This is a genomic window from Xaviernesmea oryzae (assembly GCF_900109605.1).
Lineage (GTDB): Bacteria > Pseudomonadota > Alphaproteobacteria > Rhizobiales > Rhizobiaceae > Xaviernesmea > Xaviernesmea oryzae.
On sequence record NZ_FOAM01000008.1, the window covers coordinates 141824 to 162674 of the forward strand.

General features: G+C 63.9%; 10 protein-coding genes and 1 pseudogene. 6 read left to right on the forward strand and 5 right to left on the reverse strand.

Annotated features, from left to right (window positions below; all coding sequences use genetic code 11):
• Nucleotides 1-98 precede the first annotated feature (98 nt).
• The 6 genes from BMX61_RS12220 to BMX61_RS12245 all read left to right on the forward strand — a co-directional run bounded on the left by BMX61_RS12220 (nucleotide 99) and on the right by BMX61_RS12245 (nucleotide 7611).
• Nucleotides 99-1292 (forward strand): pyridoxal phosphate-dependent aminotransferase, encoded by a 1194-nt coding sequence (locus BMX61_RS12220; RefSeq protein ID WP_075629450.1) that lies wholly within the window; start codon nucleotides 99-101, stop codon nucleotides 1290-1292.
• A gap of 211 nt (nucleotides 1293-1503) precedes the next feature.
• Complete coding sequence (locus BMX61_RS12225; RefSeq protein ID WP_075629449.1) at nucleotides 1504-1899, forward strand: hypothetical protein; 396 nt, start codon at nucleotides 1504-1506, stop codon at nucleotides 1897-1899.
• A 116-nt stretch (nucleotides 1900-2015) separates the two neighbouring features.
• Entirely contained in the window at nucleotides 2016-4550 is a 2535-nt protein-coding gene (gene secD, locus BMX61_RS12230; protein WP_075629587.1) for a protein translocase subunit SecD, read from the forward strand.
• A gap of 570 nt (nucleotides 4551-5120) precedes the next feature.
• Entirely contained in the window at nucleotides 5121-5366 is a 246-nt protein-coding gene (locus BMX61_RS12235) for a hypothetical protein (protein ID WP_075629448.1), read from the forward strand.
• Between the two features lie 407 nt (nucleotides 5367-5773).
• Nucleotides 5774-6244, forward strand: coding sequence for an RrF2 family transcriptional regulator (locus BMX61_RS12240; RefSeq protein ID WP_075629447.1), 471 nt, complete (start codon nucleotides 5774-5776; stop codon nucleotides 6242-6244).
• Nucleotides 6245-6597: 353 nt separating this feature from the next.
• Complete coding sequence (locus BMX61_RS12245; protein WP_075629586.1) at nucleotides 6598-7611, forward strand: KpsF/GutQ family sugar-phosphate isomerase; 1014 nt, start codon at nucleotides 6598-6600, stop codon at nucleotides 7609-7611.
• Between the two features lie 20 nt (nucleotides 7612-7631).
• Here the strand turns inward: BMX61_RS12245 and BMX61_RS12250 are convergent, their stop codons facing one another.
• The 5 genes and pseudogenes from BMX61_RS12250 to BMX61_RS12270 all read right to left on the reverse strand — a co-directional run bounded on the left by BMX61_RS12250 (nucleotide 7632) and on the right by BMX61_RS12270 (nucleotide 20631).
• On the reverse strand, nucleotides 7632-8906 hold the full coding sequence (locus tag BMX61_RS12250; RefSeq protein WP_075629446.1) for a capsule biosynthesis protein: 1275 nt from the start codon (nucleotides 8904-8906) through the stop codon (nucleotides 7632-7634).
• A gap of 64 nt (nucleotides 8907-8970) precedes the next feature.
• Nucleotides 8971-10587 (reverse strand): annotated as a pseudogene (locus BMX61_RS12255) (LTA synthase family protein); the annotation flags it as partial.
• A gap of 302 nt (nucleotides 10588-10889) precedes the next feature.
• The gene (locus BMX61_RS12260; RefSeq protein ID WP_075629445.1) at nucleotides 10890-11735 is read right to left on the reverse strand and encodes an SDR family NAD(P)-dependent oxidoreductase; all 846 of its coding nucleotides are present in this window, start codon (nucleotides 11733-11735) and stop codon (nucleotides 10890-10892) included.
• Nucleotides 11732-13147, reverse strand: coding sequence for an aminotransferase class I/II-fold pyridoxal phosphate-dependent enzyme (locus BMX61_RS12265; protein ID WP_075629444.1), 1416 nt, complete (start codon nucleotides 13145-13147; stop codon nucleotides 11732-11734). The genes BMX61_RS12260 and BMX61_RS12265 overlap by 4 nt, the downstream gene beginning before the upstream one ends.
• Nucleotides 13144-20631, reverse strand: coding sequence for a type I polyketide synthase (locus tag BMX61_RS12270; RefSeq protein ID WP_075629443.1), 7488 nt, complete (start codon nucleotides 20629-20631; stop codon nucleotides 13144-13146). The genes BMX61_RS12265 and BMX61_RS12270 overlap by 4 nt, the downstream gene beginning before the upstream one ends.
• Between the last annotated feature and the right edge of the window lie 220 nt (nucleotides 20632-20851).

A 20851-nucleotide genomic window follows, 5' to 3' on the forward strand; every position in this document is an offset into this window, starting at 1 on the left:
GTCTATTGCCGCCCTGTGCCGTGGCGTGATCTGCCGGGCATTCGTGCCGCTGCAAGGTCGCCGGCCGCCTTTTTCCGTTTGAAGCAGGAGTGTCCTTCATGCGCTATGCGTCGATCACCGATCGTCTGGCCGATCTCGGCTCCGGCAAATGGGTGCTGCACCATGAAGCGCGGCGCATGAAGGCGGCTGGTGTCGACGTGATCGAGCTGACCATCGGCGAGCCGGACGTTGCGCCGGACCCGGCGCTGCTGGCCGAATGCCAGCGCTCGATGAATGCCGGCCGTACGCGCTATTCCAGCGGGCGGGGCGAGCCATCGGTGCTGGCGGCGCTGGCAGCGCGCTATGCCAAGCGCCGGCCGGATATCACGGCCGAGAACATCCTCTGCTTTCCCGGAACCCAGGCCGCGCTTTATGCGGTGATGACCGGTCTGGTGGAAAGCGGCGACGGGGTTCTCGTCGGCGACCCGCTCTACGCCACTTATGACGGCGTGATCCGCGCAACCGGCGCGCATCGGGTGACGGTGACGCTGCGTCCCGAACACGGCTTTCGCATGCAGGCGGCCGATCTCGAAGCGGCGGTGACGCCCGAATGCCGTGTTCTCCTGCTGAATTCGCCGCATAACCCGACCGGCGCGGTGCTGACCGCGGACGAGATCGATGCCATCGGCGCGCTCTGCCGGCGTCATGATCTCTGGATCGTCTGCGACGAGGTCTACGAACAGCTAATCTTTTCAGGCCGCTTCGACAGCGCCTTCGACCGCCCGGATCTGGCAGAGCGGGTGATCGTCGTCTCCTCGATCTCCAAGTCGCATGCCGCGCCGGGCTTTCGCAGCGGCTGGGCCGTGGGCCCGAAAGAATTCTGCGCCCGGCTGCTGCCTGTATCCGAGACCATGCTTTTCGGCGTGCAACCTTTCATCGCCGACATGACAGCCTACGCGCTGAGCCACGAGATCGGCACCGCCGCCGAGATGCGCGAGGCCTATCGCAGCCGTGCCGTTGCCTTGGCCGAAGCGCTTTCGGGCATGCCCGGCCTGAAGCCGATGCTGCCGGATGCGGGCATGTTTCTGTTGATCGACGTATCCCAGACCGGCCTTTCCGGCGAGGACTTCGCCTGGGCGCTCTTGAAAGAGGAGCATGTGGCCGTCATGCCCGGCGGCTCCTTCGGGGAGAATGCCCGCGGCTTCGTGCGCATCAGCCTCACCATGCCGATGCAGGATCTGATCGAGGCCGGCCGGCGGATCGGCCGGTTGGCGGCGCGCCGGATGGAAGGGCCGCATGTGGCGACGGCCTGACGCCAGGCCTGCATGAGGAAATTCTGGCTCCCAGCCAGCCGGCCCGCTTGCTCCCCGCAATCGGGCGATTTGACTTTGAGGGCGGCGGATGTTTTCTACCACGCCTTGAGTGGCGGGAGTGGAGGAGCTCCCCTCAGGCTCTTTCTGGACGAAGGCGCGGATTGCGCCTGAAGAGGAGACGGTGCGGTTGCGGCGAAGACTGGCAAGACGGATGACGAGCGAGCCCGGCCGGCTTCTGGCCGCGCTGTGGATGCTGCTTGCCATCCTATCCATGCCCATCGTCGCCGCTGCGCCCGCGGCCGGGCAGGGTAGCCTGCCACGCAGCGCGGGCGACGCTACGGGCTCTGCCGGCCGAGCGGGTGAGCCCGCCGCGCTGACCCGCCAGGCGCTACGCGCCGCGCCGCCGGCCGATCTCAAATTCTCCGCCGAGCGAGGCGACCCGAAGGCCGTGCCGGGCGGTCCAGACCCTGCCATCCTGTCCTGTCCGCTCGGTCTTGCCCAAGCCAGCGTCGTTGCCTGCCGGCTTGCGGTCGCGGAAATCCCGGTGCGGCCCTTGCGCCTTAGCCAGGCGCATCGTCCGCGTGCGCCGCCGACCACCCTGGACTGAGCGCCGGAACCGGCAATCCCAACCTTCGTCGCGGCGGCATCTGCCATCGCTTTTCGCCTGACCGTCGAACCGTGGCCTCTGGCCCCAGCGGCGGCATGGATCATTTGGAACACACCATGCGCACCTCGAAATGGGCGGTTCTCGCCTATATCGCGATCACGCTTTTCGGCATTATCGCGGTCCTCCCCAATTTCCTGACGGCAGAGCAGCAGCAGCGCTATCACGCCTTCCTGCCGGTCAAGCCCGTTACCCTCGGCCTCGATCTGAAAGGCGGCTCGCATCTCGTTCTCGAAGTCGACGCCGCCGGCCTGCGCCGCGCGCGGCTGAACACGCTGCTTGATGACATCCGCAACGCGCTGCGCGCCGAGCGGCTCTCGACCGCTGCCGCCCGCCTGACCGGTGACACGGTCACCGTCACGCTGGACGATCCGGCAGCCCTTGCCCGCATCCAGCCGAAGATCCAGGCGCTCGCCGCCCCGGTCGGCACGCTCGGCTTCGGCACGGCCTCTTCGGATATTGCCGTCAATACCAATGGCAACACCATCACCGTCGGCCTGACGGAAGCGGGCCTGACCGAACGCATGACGGCGGCCGTCGACCAGAGCCTTGAGATCATCCGCCGCCGCGTCGACCAGGTCGGCGTCGCCGAGCCCTTGATCCAGCGCGTCGGCTCCGACCGTATCCTCGTACAGCTGCCGGGCCTGCAGGATCCGACCCGGCTGCGCCAGCTGCTCGGCTCAACCGCGCAGATGAGCTTTCACATGGTCGACCAGAGCGTCGATCCGAACGCGCCCAACCCGCCGCGCGGCGTCGACATCCTTCCCGGCGCGAATGACCAGAACAAATATGCGGTCGAAAGCCGCGTCGCCATCTCCGGCGAGCGTCTGGCCGATGCGAAGGCAGGCTTCAACCCGCAGACCAACGAGCCGATCGTTTCCTTCTCCTTCGATAGCCAGGGTGCGCGGCAATTCGCCGAAATCACCCGCGAGGCCGTCGGCAAACCTTTCGCCATCGTTCTCGACGGCAAGGTGCTGACGGCGCCTGTCATCCGCGAGCCGATCGTCGGCGGTCAGGGCCAGATCTCCGGCAACTTCACGGCGCAGGAAGCGACGGTTCTCTCCGCGCTTCTGCGGTCCGGCGCGCTGCCCGCGCCGCTGACCATCATCGAAGAGCGCTCCGTCGGCCCCAATCTTGGCTCCGACTCCATCCGCATGGGCATCTATACGGGTCTGGCCGGCTTCGTCGCCGTCTGCCTGATGATGCTGGCGCTCTACACCTCCTGGGGTGTCATCGCCAATCTCGGCCTGCTGCTGCATACGATCCTGACCGTTGCCGTTCTCGCCATGCTCGGCTCGACGCTGACGCTGCCCGGCATTGCCGGTATCATTCTCGGCATCGGCATGGCGGTGGACGCCAACATCCTGATCAATGCCCGTATCCGGGAAGAAACAGCCAATGGCGCCGGTGCGATGAAGGCGCTCGATGTCGGCTTTAACAAGGCCTATGCCACCATCGTCGACGGCAATGTGACCACGCTGGTCGGCACGCTTCTGCTCTTCCTCTTCGGCACTGGGCCGGTTCGCGGCTTCGCCATCACCATGATGATCGGCATCGTCATCTCGATGTTCACCTCGATCACCGTGGTGCGTCTGATGATGCAGCAGATGGTCGTGCGCCGGAAAATGAAGAAGATTGAGATTCACTCGATCTTCGGCCGGGTGCCGGCCCTGCCGAGCTTCTCTTTCATGCGCGGACGCTATATCGCCATCGGCATGTCGGCCTTCCTGTCGATCAGCTCGGTCGTCCTGTTCTTCAAGCCCGGCTTGAACTACGGCATCGATTTCGTCGGCGGCATCCAGGTCGAAGCCACCTCGCAGCAGGCGCTGAACCTGCCGGCCGTTCGCGAAAAGCTCGAATCGCTCAATCTCGGCGAAGTGGCGCTGCAGGATTTCGATCAGGGCAAATCCGTGCTGGTGCGCATCCAGCGCCAGCCCGGCGGCGAGGCTGAGCAGACCGTGGCGCTCAATGCCATCAAGGACGCCGTGGCGCAGGCCATTCCCGGCGCCACCTTCGAGCGCACCGAAGTGGTGGGCCCGACGATTTCCGCCGAACTGGCCCGGTCCGGCTTCCTGGCCGTCGGGCTCGCCATGGTGGCGATCCTCTTCTACATCTGGTGGCGGTTCGAATGGCACTTCGCCATCGGTGCGATCGTGACGCTGATTCTCGATATCACCAAGATGATCGGCTTTTTCGCGCTGACCCAGATCGACTTCAACCTGACGGCGATTGCCGCCGTGCTGACGCTGATCGGCTATTCGGTCAACGACAAGGTGGTGGTCTACGACCGCATGCGCGAAAACCTGCGCAAGTACAAGACCATGCCCTTCTCGGAGCTGATCGACATGTCGATCAACCAGGTGGTCATGCGATGCATCTTCACCTCGGTGGCCATTCTCGCCTCGCTTCTGCCGATGGCGATCTGGGGCGGCGATCCGGTGAAGCCCTTCGCTTGGCCGATGGTCTTCGGCGTGATCGTGGCAACGACCTCGTCGATCTATATCGGCGGCCCGATCCTGCTCTTCCTGTCGCGCTGGTGGAAAGACCGGGAAACGGTGCGAGCCGGCTCCCCGGAGCTGGCCGCCAAGAACTGACCACGGCTTCTGGTTGGACGGATTCACGCCGCATGGCAAATGCGGCGTTAAACGCCTGACGCAAGCGGGCCTCGCGATAACGGCGCGGCTCAAGATGCTGTCATGAAAATTTCACGGGCGATCCACTGGGTCGCCCTTTTTTGTCCCAAAGCGTCGCTTATATCTGGGTGCGTCGGCAGGGAATGAAGTTTCGGGCCACCGATGGAATGGTTTTGTCCTAAGGCTCGTTCGATCTGTCGATTGTGAGAAAAAAAATTCGAAGAATGCGGTCCGGTAATTGACATGATTGGTCGATTATTCTAAGGTCCGAGTCATCGACAAGACCAACTCATGCAACAGGCCCCGTCACACAGACGAGGCCGCGCTAAGCCAAAGGAGAGCGCAATGACTGCTTCGTACAGCCTCGCCGCCCTCGGCGGTTGCACATCCTACTGTCGCAAAATGGCAATGGATATCGCGTATCTCGCCTGTCGGCGAATGTAACGCGCATCGCCTGCTCCTTGCAGGCTCCTCGATGAAATTGCCTGACAGAAATTCCGGCCCTCTCATGGGTGCGGAGGGAGTGTTGCCATGAGCAAGCAAGTGATCGAATACAATGGAGAGGCTGTCGGCGTTGTCGTTCCCGATGCGGATCTTCTGCGCTTCGTTGCCGTTAAGTTTCACGTCTGGGATCTGGACGCTCGTCATTTCGCTAGTGCAGAGGATGCGCGCGAGGCGGTGCGGCAGTTGGTTGCCGGCAAGGCCAATCGTGCCGCGGCAAATCTGCCGAGCGCCGGCCGCGGCAAGATCGCGCGCCTGGATGAACTTGCCGCCTGATCGATGGACGAGCGGCAGCAGCGCCGCTCTTCAAATGAGTTCGGCCTGATGCTTAGGTCGTGATCTCTGAAAAGCGTCTATCGCTTCAGCGCACGTGAACGATAAATCCAACCGCCCTCCCAAGGCGAGAACGCCGGTCAGCAATCCTGCTGGCCGGCGTTTGGCGTTGCGCGCGATTTTTTGCGCTCTGTTGCAATCTTTGCGGCAACGACCGGGTAAAAGCTGCGACTTGGTCACAATTTTCTGCTATAAGGCCTGCAAAAGCGCAGGTGACGCACCAATTTCGACATAGAATTTCGGTGTGATCATCTTGGATGCGCAGATAACAGCGGTGAAAGCTCGTTTTCACCGTGAATTGAGGGTCCTGGCTGTCGAGGGACAGGCCCGCTTTTTGTGAAGAGCAGACCATGTTGACGAAAAAGGGCAAGTACGGTTTGAAGGCGCTGGTCGATCTGGCGCGGCTCGATCCGGGTGAGACCGCATTCATCACCGAGATTGCGGCACGCAACAACATTCCCAAGAAATTCCTCGACACCATCCTTCTCGAATTGCGCAATGTCGGCATTCTCAAGTCGAAGAAGGGCCCCGGTGGCGGCTATGCGCTGGCCCGTCCGGCTGCACAGATCCGCATCGGCCATGTCATCCGCACGCTGGATGGCCCTTTGGCGCCTATCCGCTGTGCGAGCCGCACGGCTTACGAGGTCTGCGATGATTGCGCCGATCCCGAGACCTGCGAAGTCCGCCGCTCGATGACGGTGGTGCGCGATGCCGTCGCCGAGATCCTAGACTCCATGTCGCTGGATGACTTCGTCAACAATCCCGACATGGCCGGGCGCACCGAAGAGGCAGAGCCCGTCGTGGTTCAACGCGCCGGCTGAAGATCGCCTGACGATCATGGAAGCGGCTCGCAAAGAGCGATGCCGTAGCCAAGCACAAAACCAGGTTCGATGAGGTCCCTCTCCCCTCTGGACCTTTTCCCATGCAAAAACGTAGAGCACGCTCGCCATAGCAAGTCGCGATTTCAGGTCGCGGCGCGCAGCTTGTCCTTGCTTGCGGCCGGTCAAGCCGGCCACTGTCATCCGCATGTCAAAATCCGTTCCGATTTCCCGCCCGATAGGTTAGAGCATGCCCGCAGAACTGCGGTGTGCCGAGATGTCTTCGGGACAAGGACGTGCAGCCGCAACGTTGAATGGTGGTTTCGCCGCCGATCAAGGCCGGGAGGGCGAGGAACATGACTAAGGTGCATATCGAGAGCGAAGGAAGCGGGCGTGACGCGCTGCAGGGCTCGATAGGCCGGACGATCGCGACTATCGTCAGCGCCATTGCCACCTTCTCGGCCAGCTTCGCCACGGATCCCGTCTTCGCCGCCAGCCTGGTCGATGCCGTCGAACTGATCGGCGAGCGGCGCGGCCGCACCGTCGTCGCCGGCATCGGCAAGAGTGGCCATATCGGCCGCAAGGTTGCGGCCACCCTCGCTTCGACCGGAACATCGGCCTATTTCGTGCATCCCGCCGAAGCCAGCCATGGCGATCTCGGCATGATCACGGAGGATGATACGCTGATCCTCCTGTCCTGGTCGGGCGAGACGGTCGAACTGGCGTCGATGATTACCTATGCCCGTCGCTTTCAGGTGCCGATCGTTTCGATCACATCGAATGCCGACAGCAATCTTGCCCGCAATTCGGCCGTTGCCATCGTCCTGCCCAAGGTTCAGGAAGCCTGCCCACATGGTCTGGCGCCCACCACGTCCACGCTGCTTCAGCTGGCCGTGGGCGATGCCCTGGCCATTGCGCTTCTGGAGCGGCGGGGCTTTTCACCGGAGGATTTCCGCACCTTCCATCCCGGCGGCAAGCTGGGCGCCCAATTGCAGCGCGCCATCGAGCTTGCCCATGTCGGCGCAGCAGTTCCGCTTCTGCCTGTCGGCAGTCCGATGAGCATGGCGGTGATCGAAATGTCGTCCAAGGGCTTTGGCGTGGTCGGCATCATCGATAGCGCGCGCCGCCTGATCGGCGTGATCACCGATGGCGACTTGCGCCGCCATATGTCGGATGGCCTGCTGGTCGAGCCGGTTGAAGCGGTGATGTCCCATAGCCCCCGCGTGGTGCGGGGGGATATTCTCGCCAGTGCGGCGCTCAAGGCCATGCAATCGGCCAAGCGGGTCACCGTACTGTTCGTCGTCAATGAGCAGGGCGTGCCGGAGGGCATCCTGCATATTCATGACCTCTTGCGCGCTGGCGTTGCCTGAGGCTCTGCCAATGCGCCTGGTCAGGCAGAGCGTCCGGTTTTTGCAGGCCGGAGGCGCGGCGGCGGGTCGATGAAGGCGCCGGGCTCGTTGACGTCGCGCCGGTGGAGGCGTTCCGCAATCGCTTCCGCCCCGGCATCCGTCCCCGCCTTCGAATAGAAATTGCCGCGCACCTGCACGCTGACCGCCAAAAGCCGGAGGAAGGCGCGGCAGAGTGCGGGATCGGGCCTGCGCGGCGCGGTCCAGAACCGGTCGAGAGGCTGACTGTCCGTCAGCCCCTCCATGCGAAAGATCGCCGCGCCGAGAACTTTCACCGGCAGATCGCGCTGAAGCGCATGTAGGCCCACAGTAGAATTGACGGTGACCACGCCTGCGCAGAGATCGAGAAGCGGCTCGAGCACGCCGCCGTCGAGATAGGTCACACGCGCACCGATCCCCAGCGCCTGCGCCTGTCGCGTGATGAGCGCCTTCCAGCCGATCAGACCATTGTCCAGCGGATGGACCTTGATCGCAAGCCGCGCATCGCTGCCCGCGTGACGTGCGAAGGAGGACAGCACCTCGCTGATCGCCTCGCGCTGGTCGTTATAGGGAGAATGCGCCCTGAGCTGAAAATCCGTCTGAAGCTGCAGCGGGTAGACAAAAATCGGTCCATGACCCTGGTTCAACCTATCCAGAGCCTCGGCAGCCTGGCGGGTGCGCCTCTTCTCGCTCGCCAACCGCAGGATCCAGCCCGCATATTCGGCCAGAGGATGATAGAGGGCGTGGCGGCGGTAGAAGGGATAGCCGAAATTGAGAAAGACATTCGGCAAATTGTACGCCAGGTCGTAGGCCGCCTCCATGAAGAAGCTCTGGCGATAGCGTCTGGTCCAATCGGGCTCAGGTAAGTCCGCGGCAGCCGCAAGCACCTGGGCGGCCTGCGTGGGAAAATGCGAATTGGATGACATGCCGCCGCGCTCGATCGTCAGCCAGTCCGGCCGCAAATAGCCCATCTCCACGACGTAGACGTCGATGCCCAGCCTGCGGGCTGCCACTGTGGCGACACGATGATAGTCCCGCTCCTCGCCCAAGAGGACAAGGTCGGTGACGTGATGGCGCGTGAGAAAGCCATCGAGGAAGGCCGGCCAGTCTCTTGGCCGGCCGCGATAGGCATGCCCGCCGCGCCGACGCCAGAACAGGCTGTCGCCCATGGTGAGGTTGATGCGCTGGCAGAGATGGCCCCGTTCCTCCAGCCGGTCGGCGATCTTGGAGAAGATCGGCGAGGAGGGGCCTTGCAGGAACAGAAAGACGCGCCGCGTCATATCACGCCGTGCCGGAAGACTTGGGCGCGCCCGTGCGCGGCGGGGCAGGCGCCTGCGTCTTGGCCAGACGTTCCTTTTCCAATCCTGCCAGCTTCAACAGCGTGCCCATCAGGTTCCAGGGCTCCTCGTTGCGCGGGAAGACCGGACCGTGCTGGGCCGTGCGTGCCTTGGCGAGCGGCACGATGAAGTAATCGGTGCGCGGATCGGGAAAGGGATCGGCGAAGGATTTGAGCAGCGGCGCGTGGTCGCCGTAAAACAAGAGCCAGACGGGCCGGTCTAGCTTGCTCAATTGATCGACCAGCTGGCCGAGCGCCTTGTCCGACTGCTGGAGGATCTCGAGATAGATGCTGACCGGATCGGTCAGGCCCTGGACACGCCCAGGCTCCCAGGGTCCGTGATTGGCCATGGAGGCGACGAAGAGATAGTCGCCGTGTTCCCCGGTCTGCGCCTGGGCCTCCTCGATCACCTTGTCCGTCAGCGCCGCATCGGAAACATAGGGGCCATCGCGCTCGGGCACATGGTCGAACGCGTCGAGCATGCTCATCTTCTCAAAGCCGAGCAGTGGCATGGCCTTGTGGCGCAGGAAGAAGGTGCGGGCATAGGGGTGGATGAAATGCGTCTCCCAGCCGGCCTTCTTCAGCTTGGTCGGCCAGACGACGTCGGAATAATTGCGCGCGCGCAGATAGGGATAGCTCGCATCGACATGCAAATGGTCGGGCTCCAGGCCGCTGAGCACCGCGAACTCCGTGCGCAGCGTGTAGCCGCCTTCGAACACAGTGGAGAGCCGGCCCCATTGCGCGGCAAGCTTCTGCAGCCGGTCGATATTCGGCAGCTTGATCGTGTCGACGCCGAAATGGCGCATGTCGATAAAGGATTCCGACTGCCAGACGACGATCAGCGGCGCCTTTTCATCCTCGCCGCCGATAATGGTCTGGACGGCGGCGAAGAAGGCCTCGGAAATTTCCGCGACCACCTTTTCGCGTCGCCGGGCGAGCCAGAGGATGAAGTGGAAGATCACCGAGCAGAAGGTGCCGAAGCGAAGCGTGCTGATCTTGACGTTCGGCTGCCCGACGAGCCGCTGCACGAGCGCAGCCACCGGCCGGTTCACCGGCCCGTAAAACAGAAGGATCCAAGGCACGTCCGCCAGCGCGATCGCCAGGAGAATATAGAACAGATGTGCATGATCAGGCAAAACGCTCGGCTCAAAATACATATAGAGCCCGGACACGCCGAAAACGTAGGAGAAGGCGACCAGCCAGAAGACGATATTTAGCGAATTGGCGTAGAAGATCGACTTGTATTTGAAGACATCGGCGACCATGGCGATGTCGGAAAACACCAGCGGCTCGCGGATGAACTTGTACTTGGCGCGGGAAATGCCGGTAAAAATGATGAAGAAGCTCATCGCGCCGGCTGCGGCATAGAGCGGGCGCCAGGAGATGGCGAAAAACCCGGTGAAGACCAGGGCGATAATCGGCAGGCGCGCCGCCATATCGCGCCAGATCCTGTCTGCCTGGCCGCTGTTCTCGATGATCCGCCGCTCGCGCGTCGGCATGGCGAACTTGTCCGTCATCAAGATGACGACACAGGCCAGTCCGTAGCAAAAAAGAGTGAGCATGACGGGATGGGCATGCAACTGAAACGACATCGGCGCCACGCCTATTTCTTCTTCACGCATCATCGGTCGGGTGCTTGTCCAGGCTCATGGCAGAACGTCCCGGCCGTCTTTCTATCTCGGATGCTGCGCTAGACGAGCGGCTTCGTCCATTCGCCGCATTGAGCAATGCTTCGCGCCGCAGACGGATATGCGGCAACTCGATCACGAGAGCGAGAAGAGCGCCCCTGAACGTCAGCTCTAGAGCATTTTCCATCCGGTCGAAAGCGGCCAATTGGTCGTCCCCAGTTCCCTGCCATTTCCACAGGCTCTTTCAGGCCCGGTGTGGTCTTTTTGCTTGGCCGCATCGGCGTTCCGCGCGCGATCGTCTATTGCCGCCGGCGTCGATAGGCCGTGATCTGGCGGGCGAACCAGACATAGAGGAGCGGCCGGAGAAGTGCGCCGAGCCGGCCGAGCAAGGCAAGTTCCAGCGTGAAGAACAGCGTGGCCCTGCGGCGGTCTATGGCTGCGACGATGCGCCGGGCCACCTTTTCCGCAGGCCAGGGGGCAACCTTGCCCATCATGATCTCGGCCTCTGCAGGCCGCAGATGGCGCTCCTGGTCCAGTTGCGGCGTTTCTGTGTCGGGCGGAAAGCAGAGGCCGATGCTGATGCCATCCTCGGCCAGTTCTAGCCGCAGCGCCTCCGCGAGGCCAATCAAGGCCGTCTTCGAGGCGCAATAGGCTGCATAGCCATAGAGGCCGATCAGTCCCGCTCCCGAGCCGACGATCATCAGCCGGCCCCCACCGGCCTTGCGCAGGCCCGGCAGACCGGCACGGATGGTGTTGGCGGTGCCGATCAGGTTGACGGCGATCTGCCGGTCGAAGTCAGGTGAGGACAGCATGTCGAAGCGGGCGGGTGTCACCACGCCGGCACAAGCGATCAGAATGCTGCAGGGACCAAACCGGGCCTCGGCTTGGGCAAGCGCGTCCGCCACGGCAGCGTTGTCGGCAATATCGGCGGTTTGGACGCCAATGGAAGCCGAGGGCGAGAGCGTGCGAAGCGTGGCCGCAGCGGCATCGAGCGCGGCCTGCCCGCGCGCGATCAGCGTCACGCGCGCGCCTCTCGCCGCGTAGATCCTGGCCACCGCCAGCCCGATGCCACTCGACCCGCCTGTGATCACCACATGCTCAGCAGCGGAGGAGCGGCCGTCAGACACGGTGCTGCCGAGGATCATTGGTTGGCAAGCAGCTTCATCATCTGTTCGACATCGATTGATGCAAGGCCGAAGTTACGCTCAGTCAAGCCCTTCAGCCGTTCGGCCGTTACCGCCACGGTCTCGCGAATCTGCGCCTCTGTATGGTCGCTGGTGATGAAGAAGCGAAGCCGCGCCTGGCCTTCCGGTACGGCGGGATGGATGATCGGCAGGGCATTGATGCCGGCCGCTAGGAGGTCGTTGGAAAGCTGCACGGCCCGCAGCGAGTCGCCCACCAGGATCGGCACGACGGAAAAACCGCCGCTTAGGCCCGTGTCGAGCCCGGCCTCCTGGGCAAGCTTGAGGAACAGCGCGCCATTGCGCCGCAGCGCGGCGGCGCGTTCGGGCTCTTTGCGGAGAATATCGAGGCTGGCAATGGCCGAGGCCGCCAGCGCAGGCGCGAGGCCGACGCTGTAGACGAAGCCGCCGGCCTGGGCTTTCAGGATCGCGATCAGCGCCGCACTGCCGGCAATGTAGCCGCCGCAGCTCGACGTGGTCTTCGACAGCGTCCCCATCCAGATATCGATCTCTTTGGAGTCGATCCCGAAATGCTCGAAAGTGCCGCGTCCCTTGGCGCCGAGAATGCCAAGCGCGTGAGCCTCGTCCACCATCAGCCAGAAGCCATATTCCGCCTTCAGCTTGAGAATAGCCGGCAGGTTGGCAACGTCGCCATCCATCGAATAGACGCCTTCAACGATGACGAGGATGCGGCGATAATCACCGGCGACGGTGCGCAGAACATGGTCGAGATCGGCCGCGTCATTGTGCTTGAAAAGCCGACGCGTGGCGCCTGAGAGCTTAATCCCGGCCAGGGCGCTGTTGTGAATGAACTCGTCATGCACGACGAGGTCCTGCGGACCCATGAGGCAGGAGATCGCCGCGACATTGGTCAGATAGCCGCTAACGAAGGCGATGGCCGAATCGACGCCGTAGAAGGTGGCCAGGCGCTCTTCGAGTTCGGCATGCATCGGCCGCTCTCCCGCCACCAGCCGGCTGGCAGAGGCGGAAATGCCGAAACCCTCGATCGCCGTCCTGGCCGCAGCCAGCACATTGGGATGCTTGTTGAAGCCCAGATAGTCGTAGGAGGCGAAATTCACCAGCTTGCGACCGTCGATCACGGTGGTGGCACCCGCCGCCGTCTCATGCGCGCGGTAGAAGGGGTTGTCGATATGAAGCTGTTGGCTGGCAAGCTGCTGGGTCAGGACTTGCTTGTATTCGGGCATGTCCTCAAAACGCGGCTGCTTGCGCCGCACCGTCACCGGCGCCTCGCGCTCGGTGCGGGCCATGCGGTTTCGTTCCGAGGACTGGTGCGTATTGCGCATCCGGTCGATCAGATTTTCCTTCAGGCTGCTGCTCATTTTCGGGGAGAAGGGGCGTTGCCCGTCCTGGTTCATGACCCTGTGGCCTCTTTCTCGATGGCGCTGCCAAGGTGACGCTTGGCGAGTTCGCTCACCATCTTGCTGTCGTCCTGCGGCTCTTCCGGGGCATCCTGATCACGCTTGCTCACTTTTTCATAGAGCTTGCGCGTGACATCGCCCACCGTTGTCGTTTCCGCAACGCCTGAGAGCGGCATGTCGAAGCCGGTGTTCTGCTGGAAGCTGATGCCGAGTTCAACCGCCATGAGGCTATCAAGACCGATTTCCTTGAGGATCTTGTTGCGATTGATCGTGTCCTTGGAGACGCGCAGAATAGCCGCGATCTCGCCGGCGACGATGTCGAACAGCAGGGCCTCGGCATCATCCGGCGACTTGCCCTCGATCAGCGCCACCAGATCGAGTGTCGTGCCATCGCTGGCGCCCGCATGCTGGTCGGCCCCGCGCAACACCACCTCGAACAGCGGCCCACGCACGACGGGCAGCGACCGAGCCGCTCCCCAGTCGAAATCGGAAATCATCACCACGGCCGCGTCGGGCGTGCCCGGGTCGCGGCTCATATAGGCGGCGACCTCATCCAGTGCCTGGCGAGCCTTCAGCGCCGTCTTGCCGATGCGCTTGGACAGGATCTCGTTGACCTCGGCATTCTGCGTCAGATAGCCGGCATCGGCGATTGCGCCGAAGCCGACGGCCAGCGCCGGCAATCCTTCCGCACGGCGCCGTCTGGCCAGTCCTTCGAGGAAGCCATTGGCCGCGACATAGTTACCCTGGCCGGGATTGCCCACCAGCGTCGTCGCCGACGAGAACAGGAGGAACATGTCCAGCCTGTCCTCACGCGTAAGCCGGTCGAGATTGGCCGCACCCTTCGCCTTGACCTCGACCACCGGCCGGTTGCGGCCTGCATCGAGATTGGCGATCAGCGCGTCATCCAGCACCATGGCAGCGTGGATCACCGAGACCAGCGGCGCTTCGGCGCGCAACTGGGCAAGGAGTGCTTCCGTGGCCTTTGCATCCGTCACGTCGCAGGCATGCAAGCTGGCCTTGACGCCGCGGCTCTCCCAGCGGGCAACCGCTGCCAGAGTCTGGGCGTCCGGCTGGCCGCGCCGGGTGGCCAGGGCCAGACGCCGCGCGCCACGATCCACCAGCCATTGCGCCGCTATCAGGCCGAAGCCGCCGATGCCTCCGACCACGAGATGGACGCCATCGGCCGAAGCCGGGACTGCGCGACGGGGCAGGCGGGCCACCAGATCCTGTCCACGAACCGGCGGACGCACGACGATCTTGCCGATATGGCCGGCATTCTGCATCAGGCGGAACGCCTGGCCGATCTCGTCATGCCGGAAGGCGCGGTAGGGCAGGGGCGACAGGCGTCCATCGTCGAACAGCGCGCCGATCTCGGTGAAGATCCGTCGCGTCAGGTCGGGCTGATTCACCAGCAACTGGTCGGCGTCGATGCCGAAATAGCTGATGTTCTTGCGGAAGGGCCTGAGCCCGATTTTGCTATCGGCATAATAGTCGCGCTTGCCGAGCTCCAGGAACCGGCCGAACGGCTTCACCAGCCCAAGGCTCTGCTCCATCGCATCGCCGAAAAGCGAATTGAGAACCAGATCGACGCCTGCGCCGCCGGTTGCGGCCCTGACATCCGCGACGAAGCCCATGGAGCGGCTGTCAAAGACATGATCGGCGCCCAGCATGCGCAGGAAGCGGCGCTTCTCGCGCGTGCCGGCCGTTGCGACGACCTTGGCGCCGAAGAGCTTGGCGACCTGCAAGGCGGCAAGGCCGACACCGCCGGCCGCGCCATGAATGAGGATCGTCTCACCTTCCCGAATGCGGCCAAGCTCCACCATGGCGTAATAGGCCGTGAGGAAGGCGACCGGAACGGTGGCGGCAGCGACCGGATCGAGGCTACGCGGCAGCCGTGCCACGCCTTCGCGGGCGACCACGGCGTGCGTGGAGAAGGCCGCGGAGGCAATCGCCATCACCGGATCGCCGGCTTCGAGATCGGTGACATCGCTGCCGACGGCAACGACGTGGCCCGAAAGTTCCATGCCGATCGTCGCGCCGGCAAAGCCATCCTGCAGCGCTTCTTCCGGCAGCAGGCCCATGGCCCACATCACGTCGCGGAAGTTGAGGCCTGTGGCGGCGACCTTGACGACGATCTCACCGGGGCCCGGTGTCGGCACGCTGGCTTCTTCCCAGGCGATGCTCCCCACCTGCGAGGCGACGCGCTGGCGAATGGTGGCAGCGGAAAAATCGTCCGTGTCGCGCGCGGCAGCCGGAGCAGGGCCGGGAACGGCGCGCAGAACCGACAGGCCGTTGCGGGCATCGACAAGCCATTCGCGCTCGTCATCGGCGAGCGCCAGCACCTCGGCCGCCGTCGTGACCGGATCGGCCGCACCGCTGTCGATCAGATAGACGTCAAGCAGATCATATTCGTTCTGCAAAACGCGGGCGAAGGTCCACAAGCCGGCATTGACGGGGGAGACGGCCTGCGGCTGTTCGCAAGGCGCACCGCCCGGCAGGGCCAGCACCAGTTGCGGGCGGGCATCGCCCGTCGGCTCGCTGGCGCCGTAATGTTCACGCGTGGCGCGGGCAAAGGCGCTGAGCGCGAGCATGTGGGCCTGCAGCGCCTCGGCGGCATCGTCATCGTCCTCGGCGGGCGAGACGAACAGCGCGCGCGGCCGGCGGCCATGAAGCGCGTTCAGGCTCTGGGCAAAGAGCGCCTGATCGGCATCCAGGTCACCGCGCGCGACAATGCGTTGCGCATCGCCACCAGCAGAGCCCGGCGCCGCGATGATCATCAGGCTGCCTGCATCCATGGCGGGATCGAGCGCGGCCGGCACGGCTGCGCCCCGGGCCTGGGTGACCAGAACCATTCCCGCGCCAAACTCGCGCTCTTCGACCTCGATATTCTTGAGGCCGAGTTCGTCCAGGCTGTTTTGCCATTGCTGCGGGGTGGCGAGGCGGCCAACCGGGAATTCGGCCGTCTGGCTTCGGGCAAACCAGCTATCCGACAGGCCGTAGCAGAAATCCGCGAAGATCGATGGCGCGCTGGCGGCGCTAACGAGCACGCCGCCGTCCAGAAGACCGGCGCGCAGGACGCCGCGCAATGCCGTATCCTCATCGATCAGCGTCGAGAAGACATCCGATGCGCTGACCACGACGTCGAGGCCGCCGAGATCGGCCAAGCGATCGGCCTTGACGATCTCGACCTGCGGCGTCTGTTCGAAGGCCAGCTCCAGATTGCGGTGCGCATTGTCACGCGGCTCGAACAAGGCGAGCGTTGCACCATGGGCATCGGCAAGGTTTGCCAGCCGCTGGCTGAAGGCCGGCGAAAGCGTGCCGGCTTCGAGAATGCGCAAGGCACGCCCGCGTCCCGCCTGCTCCAGCGCCGTCGTGACGGCATCGAGCACGATGGCCATACGGTGTTCCACCGCTTCGGAATGAACGGCCTGATGGTCCAGCGTCGCGTCGCTGGCAACGGGTGTCGGGAAGCTGAGGATATCGCCATCGCTCGCCTCGCTTGCACGCAGCCGCTCGAGCCGTTCAAGGGCTTCCCCGTGAACATTGTTGACCAGCACGGCTTCCACCACGCGGCCCGACCGCTCGGCATAGACCTCTTTCAGAATGTCTCCGACCGGCGGCAGCGAATAGTCGGTCGCGATCGACCAGGTTTCGCCGGTGTGGCGAGCAAGGCCAGCATCCTCCAGCGTGAAAAGGCAGCTCGTCAGGAAGCAGCGGAAGGCAAAATCGCCTGGCAGATCGACCGTGTCGAGCCGTTCGCCACCGCGTGACAGGGCGAGCGCGATCTCATGCGCCGCGCGATAGATTGCGGCATTCAGCAGCAGCGTCGTGTTGTCGACATCCTCGCCCTGTGCCGCGGCAACCAGCGGCCAGGCAAGCGGCGCCCGCTCGGCCGCGCCGGCCAGCGACGGCGAACGCGGATGCGCGATCGTCTGGTAGTGATAGCTCAGGCCGTCGAGCGTCTTGTGCTGGCGCAGGAAGGTGCGGCGGAACCGGCAATCGGCGAAGCTGGCGATCAGCGCACCGGTCTCGTTGTAGAAGCGGAAGGCGGCCTTGATCGAATAAGCGCTGATGCGCTCGATCTCGGCCACGGCGCGGACCACCGTTTCGCCTGGGCGCGACAGGCGAATGCTGCCAAAACGCACGGGAATATAGGGCGCGCCGCCGTTCTCCCCGGTCAGCCGGCCAAACAGCGCAACCATGCCATGGAAGGTGGCATCGACCGAAATCGGGTTGAGCGCATAGCTGACAAAGGGGTGGCCATTCGCGGCAGGGGCCTTCAGCGTCACGTCGATCACACGATCGTCATAGGCCACGGCCTTGGCCATGAGCTGGAAGCGCGGGCCGTAATCCAGACCAAACTGACGCGCCGTCTCATAAGCCACCTGGCTTTCGACGGTCGCGCTCCGCTCCATGCCGATAAACGAGGGGCGTTCCTCGCCGGCCGGTTCCCCCGCCGGCTTGCGCAGGCGGGCAACGGCATGCACGGCCCAGTCATCTTCGGACAGCCGCTCGCGCGATCGGATTTCCAGATCGCCCGTCTCCGGCGAGATGATGGTGGACAGCTCCATGATCCTGCTGTCGGAGAGTTCCAATGGCCGGACGATTTCCAGGTTGGTCACCTCGACGTCGGCGCCGCCATGGAACTGGCGGGCAGCCGACAGAGCGATCTCGACGAAGCCACTGCCGGGCAGGATCGGCTTGCCGTCGACGACATGCTCGGCCAGATCAGGGAAGAGATGCGCATCCACATGGTTCTTCCAGCTGCCGCTGTTCAGATCGGCGCGCCAACCTGCCAGCGTATAGGGGAAGCGGGCGCCACGGCCGAAAAGATCGGTCGAATCGCTCGTCGTTGCCGGGTGCAGTTCGGTCGGCTCGAAGGGAAGGATCGGCAGGCGAATGAAAGCATTGCGCTTGCCGAAAACCCGCGCTTCGTCGATCGGTGCGCCATGGGCCACAGCACGCGCCATGGCGCGGGCCACCGGATCGACATCCTTTTCGCCAGCCACGCGATAGAGTGTCGGCACGACCGAGCCGGGAATGCCGGCCTGCTTCACGGTCTCCTTGAGATAGGAAGAGAGAATCGGACGCGGCGAGATTTCCAGAAGCAGGGTGCATCCCAGCGCAATCGCCGAATGGGTGGCGGCTTCGAAGCGGACGGGCTCGCGCACGTTCTTCCACCAGTAATCGGCATCGAGCTCGGCGCCGTCGAGCGGCGTGCCCGTGACCGTCGAGATATAGGTGATGTCCGAATTGCGCGGCGCGATATCGGGCAGATCGCCCTGAAAGGCCTTCTTTGCCTGATCGATGATCGGGTGGTGGAAGGGGTAGTTGATATCCAGAACCTGGGCCGGGATCTTGGCCTTGCGCGCGGCATCGCGGAACGCGGTGACCTCTGCCGTGGGGCCGGAAATCGTTACGGAATTATGGGCGTTGATCGCGGCAATGCAGACCTGACTCATGCCATGGGCGTTGGCGAAGGCCTGAGCGGCCTCTTCGCCCAGCATGACGGCGGCCATGGTGCCTTGGCCGGCCAGCATGTCCTGGTGCAGCGAGCGCTTGGCGACAATGGTCACCGCATCGACCAGCGACAGGGCACCGGCGGCGTAGGCAGCAGCAATTTCGCCGACCGAATGGCCGAAGACGGCAGCAGGCTTGATGCCCATGGCGATCAGGCTGTCGGACAGGGCCGCCTGGATGGCGAAGAGCAGCGGTTGGGCGATCTTCGTGTCGGACAGTCGGCTTTCGAGCGTTGGATCGTTCAAAAGCTCGGTCAGGTCCAGATCGGCATGGAACTTGAAAAGCGCGCTGACCGAGGTGAAGCACTGGCGGAAATGCAGGTTTTCACGGAAGGCGTCAACGCCCATGCCGGCCCACTGAGCGCCGTTTCCGGAGAAGACGAAGGCGATCTTGGCGTCGCGCCCCACAGCCTCGCCAGCCTCGCCGATGCCCTTGGTCGGATCTTCGATATGGTCGGTGATCGCGCGCTGGATGGCGGCCGGATCGTCTGCGCGGACCACGAAACGGTGACGCATCGCCGCCCGGTTGGCGCCTGAGGCTGCAACGATGGCGCGTGCCTCCTCGCGCGATGCCTTGGCAAGGCTCGACCGATAGGCCGAAAGCAGGCTTTCGAGCGCCGAGGCCGTGTGGGCGCTGGCGATGAAGACATGGCCGCCGCCAGAGGCGCGCTGGCGCTCTTCCGGCAGGGGCTCGGGATCGCTGATCACCACATGGGCATTGGCGCCGCCAAAGCCGAAGGAATTGATGCCGGCCAGCCGCGCCTTCTTGCCGCGCAGAAGCTCGATCGGATTGGCGGTGACGCGGACGTTCAGCTCGTCGAAGTCGATGTTTTCGTTCGGCGTGTCGAAATGCAGCGAGGCCGGGAGATAGTTGTTCTCCAGCGCCATCATCGCCTTGAGCATGCCGAACAGGCCGGATGCCGGCTCCGTATGGCCGATATTGGACTTGATCGAGCCGATCGGCACGGGCGCGCGGCGCTTGGCGCCGATTACGGTGCCGATCGACCAGACCTCGGCGGGGTCGCCCACCTTGGTGCCCGTGCCATGCCCTTCGACAAAGGCCACCTGGTTGGCATCGATGCCGTGACCGTCATAGATCGAGCCCAGCAGTGCCGCCTGCGCCTCGCGCGACGGAAGGGAAATGCCATTGGTACGGCCGGCGGAATTGACGCCGGTGGCCACGATGCGCGCATAGCTGCGATCGCGATCCTGGCGCACCCGGTCAGAGCGGCGAAGGACGAAGACCACGCCTCCTTCGGCGCGTACATAGCCCATGCCTTCATTGTCATAGGCACGGCAGAGCCCCTCGGGCGAAAGCATGCGCGCCTGCGCGAAGCCGACGAAGGGCAGGGGATGGGCGAGGATGTTGACGCCGCCGACGATCGCCGTGTCGATTTCACCGCTGTTCAACGCCCGCATCGCCTGATCGAGTGCCACCAGCGAAGACGAACAGGCCGTGTCCACCGTCATCGACGGACCGCTCAGGCCGAAAATATGCGAGATGCGGTTGGAGACCACCGACAGCGTGTTGCCGGTCATGAAATAAGGACCGGCCGCGGCAGGGTCTTCCACCGTCAGATTGGCGTGGTCGAGGCTCGACGCGCCGACATAGACGCCGACATTCTCGCCACGCAGCGACGCGGCCGGAATATTGGCATCTTCCAGCGCACGCCAGGCGAGCTGCAGCAGCACGCGCTGCTGCGGATCCATATACATGGCCTCGCGCTGCGACATGCCGAACACGGCAGGGTCGAATTCATAAATGCCGTCGATCACGCCGGCGGCAAAGGAATAGGTCTTGCCGGCATTGCCCATGACCGGATGCCAGAAGCGCGCGAGATCCCACCGTCCGGCCGGGATCTGGGTCACGGTGCACTTGCCTTGGCGAAGCAGGCGGAAAAGGCTTTGTGGAGAATCGGCCCCCGGTGCCAGGCAAGCACGCCCAATGATATCTGCTGTCATGTCCGATGGAACACTCTAATCGTTCAGGTCAGCCTAGGCTGATCGCATTTGGTCGGTCAAAAATCAATCACAACCGGTTGTATAACAAGAGATTGCTAATTTCATCCCCCATTTGGGCGAATTGGCAGGGTCTCCTCGCAGCCGGCTTCAGGGACGACGCCATCTCGACGCTGACGATGGCGCAGGCACTGGTCTTCTTGACGGCGGCGATGGCGTCATC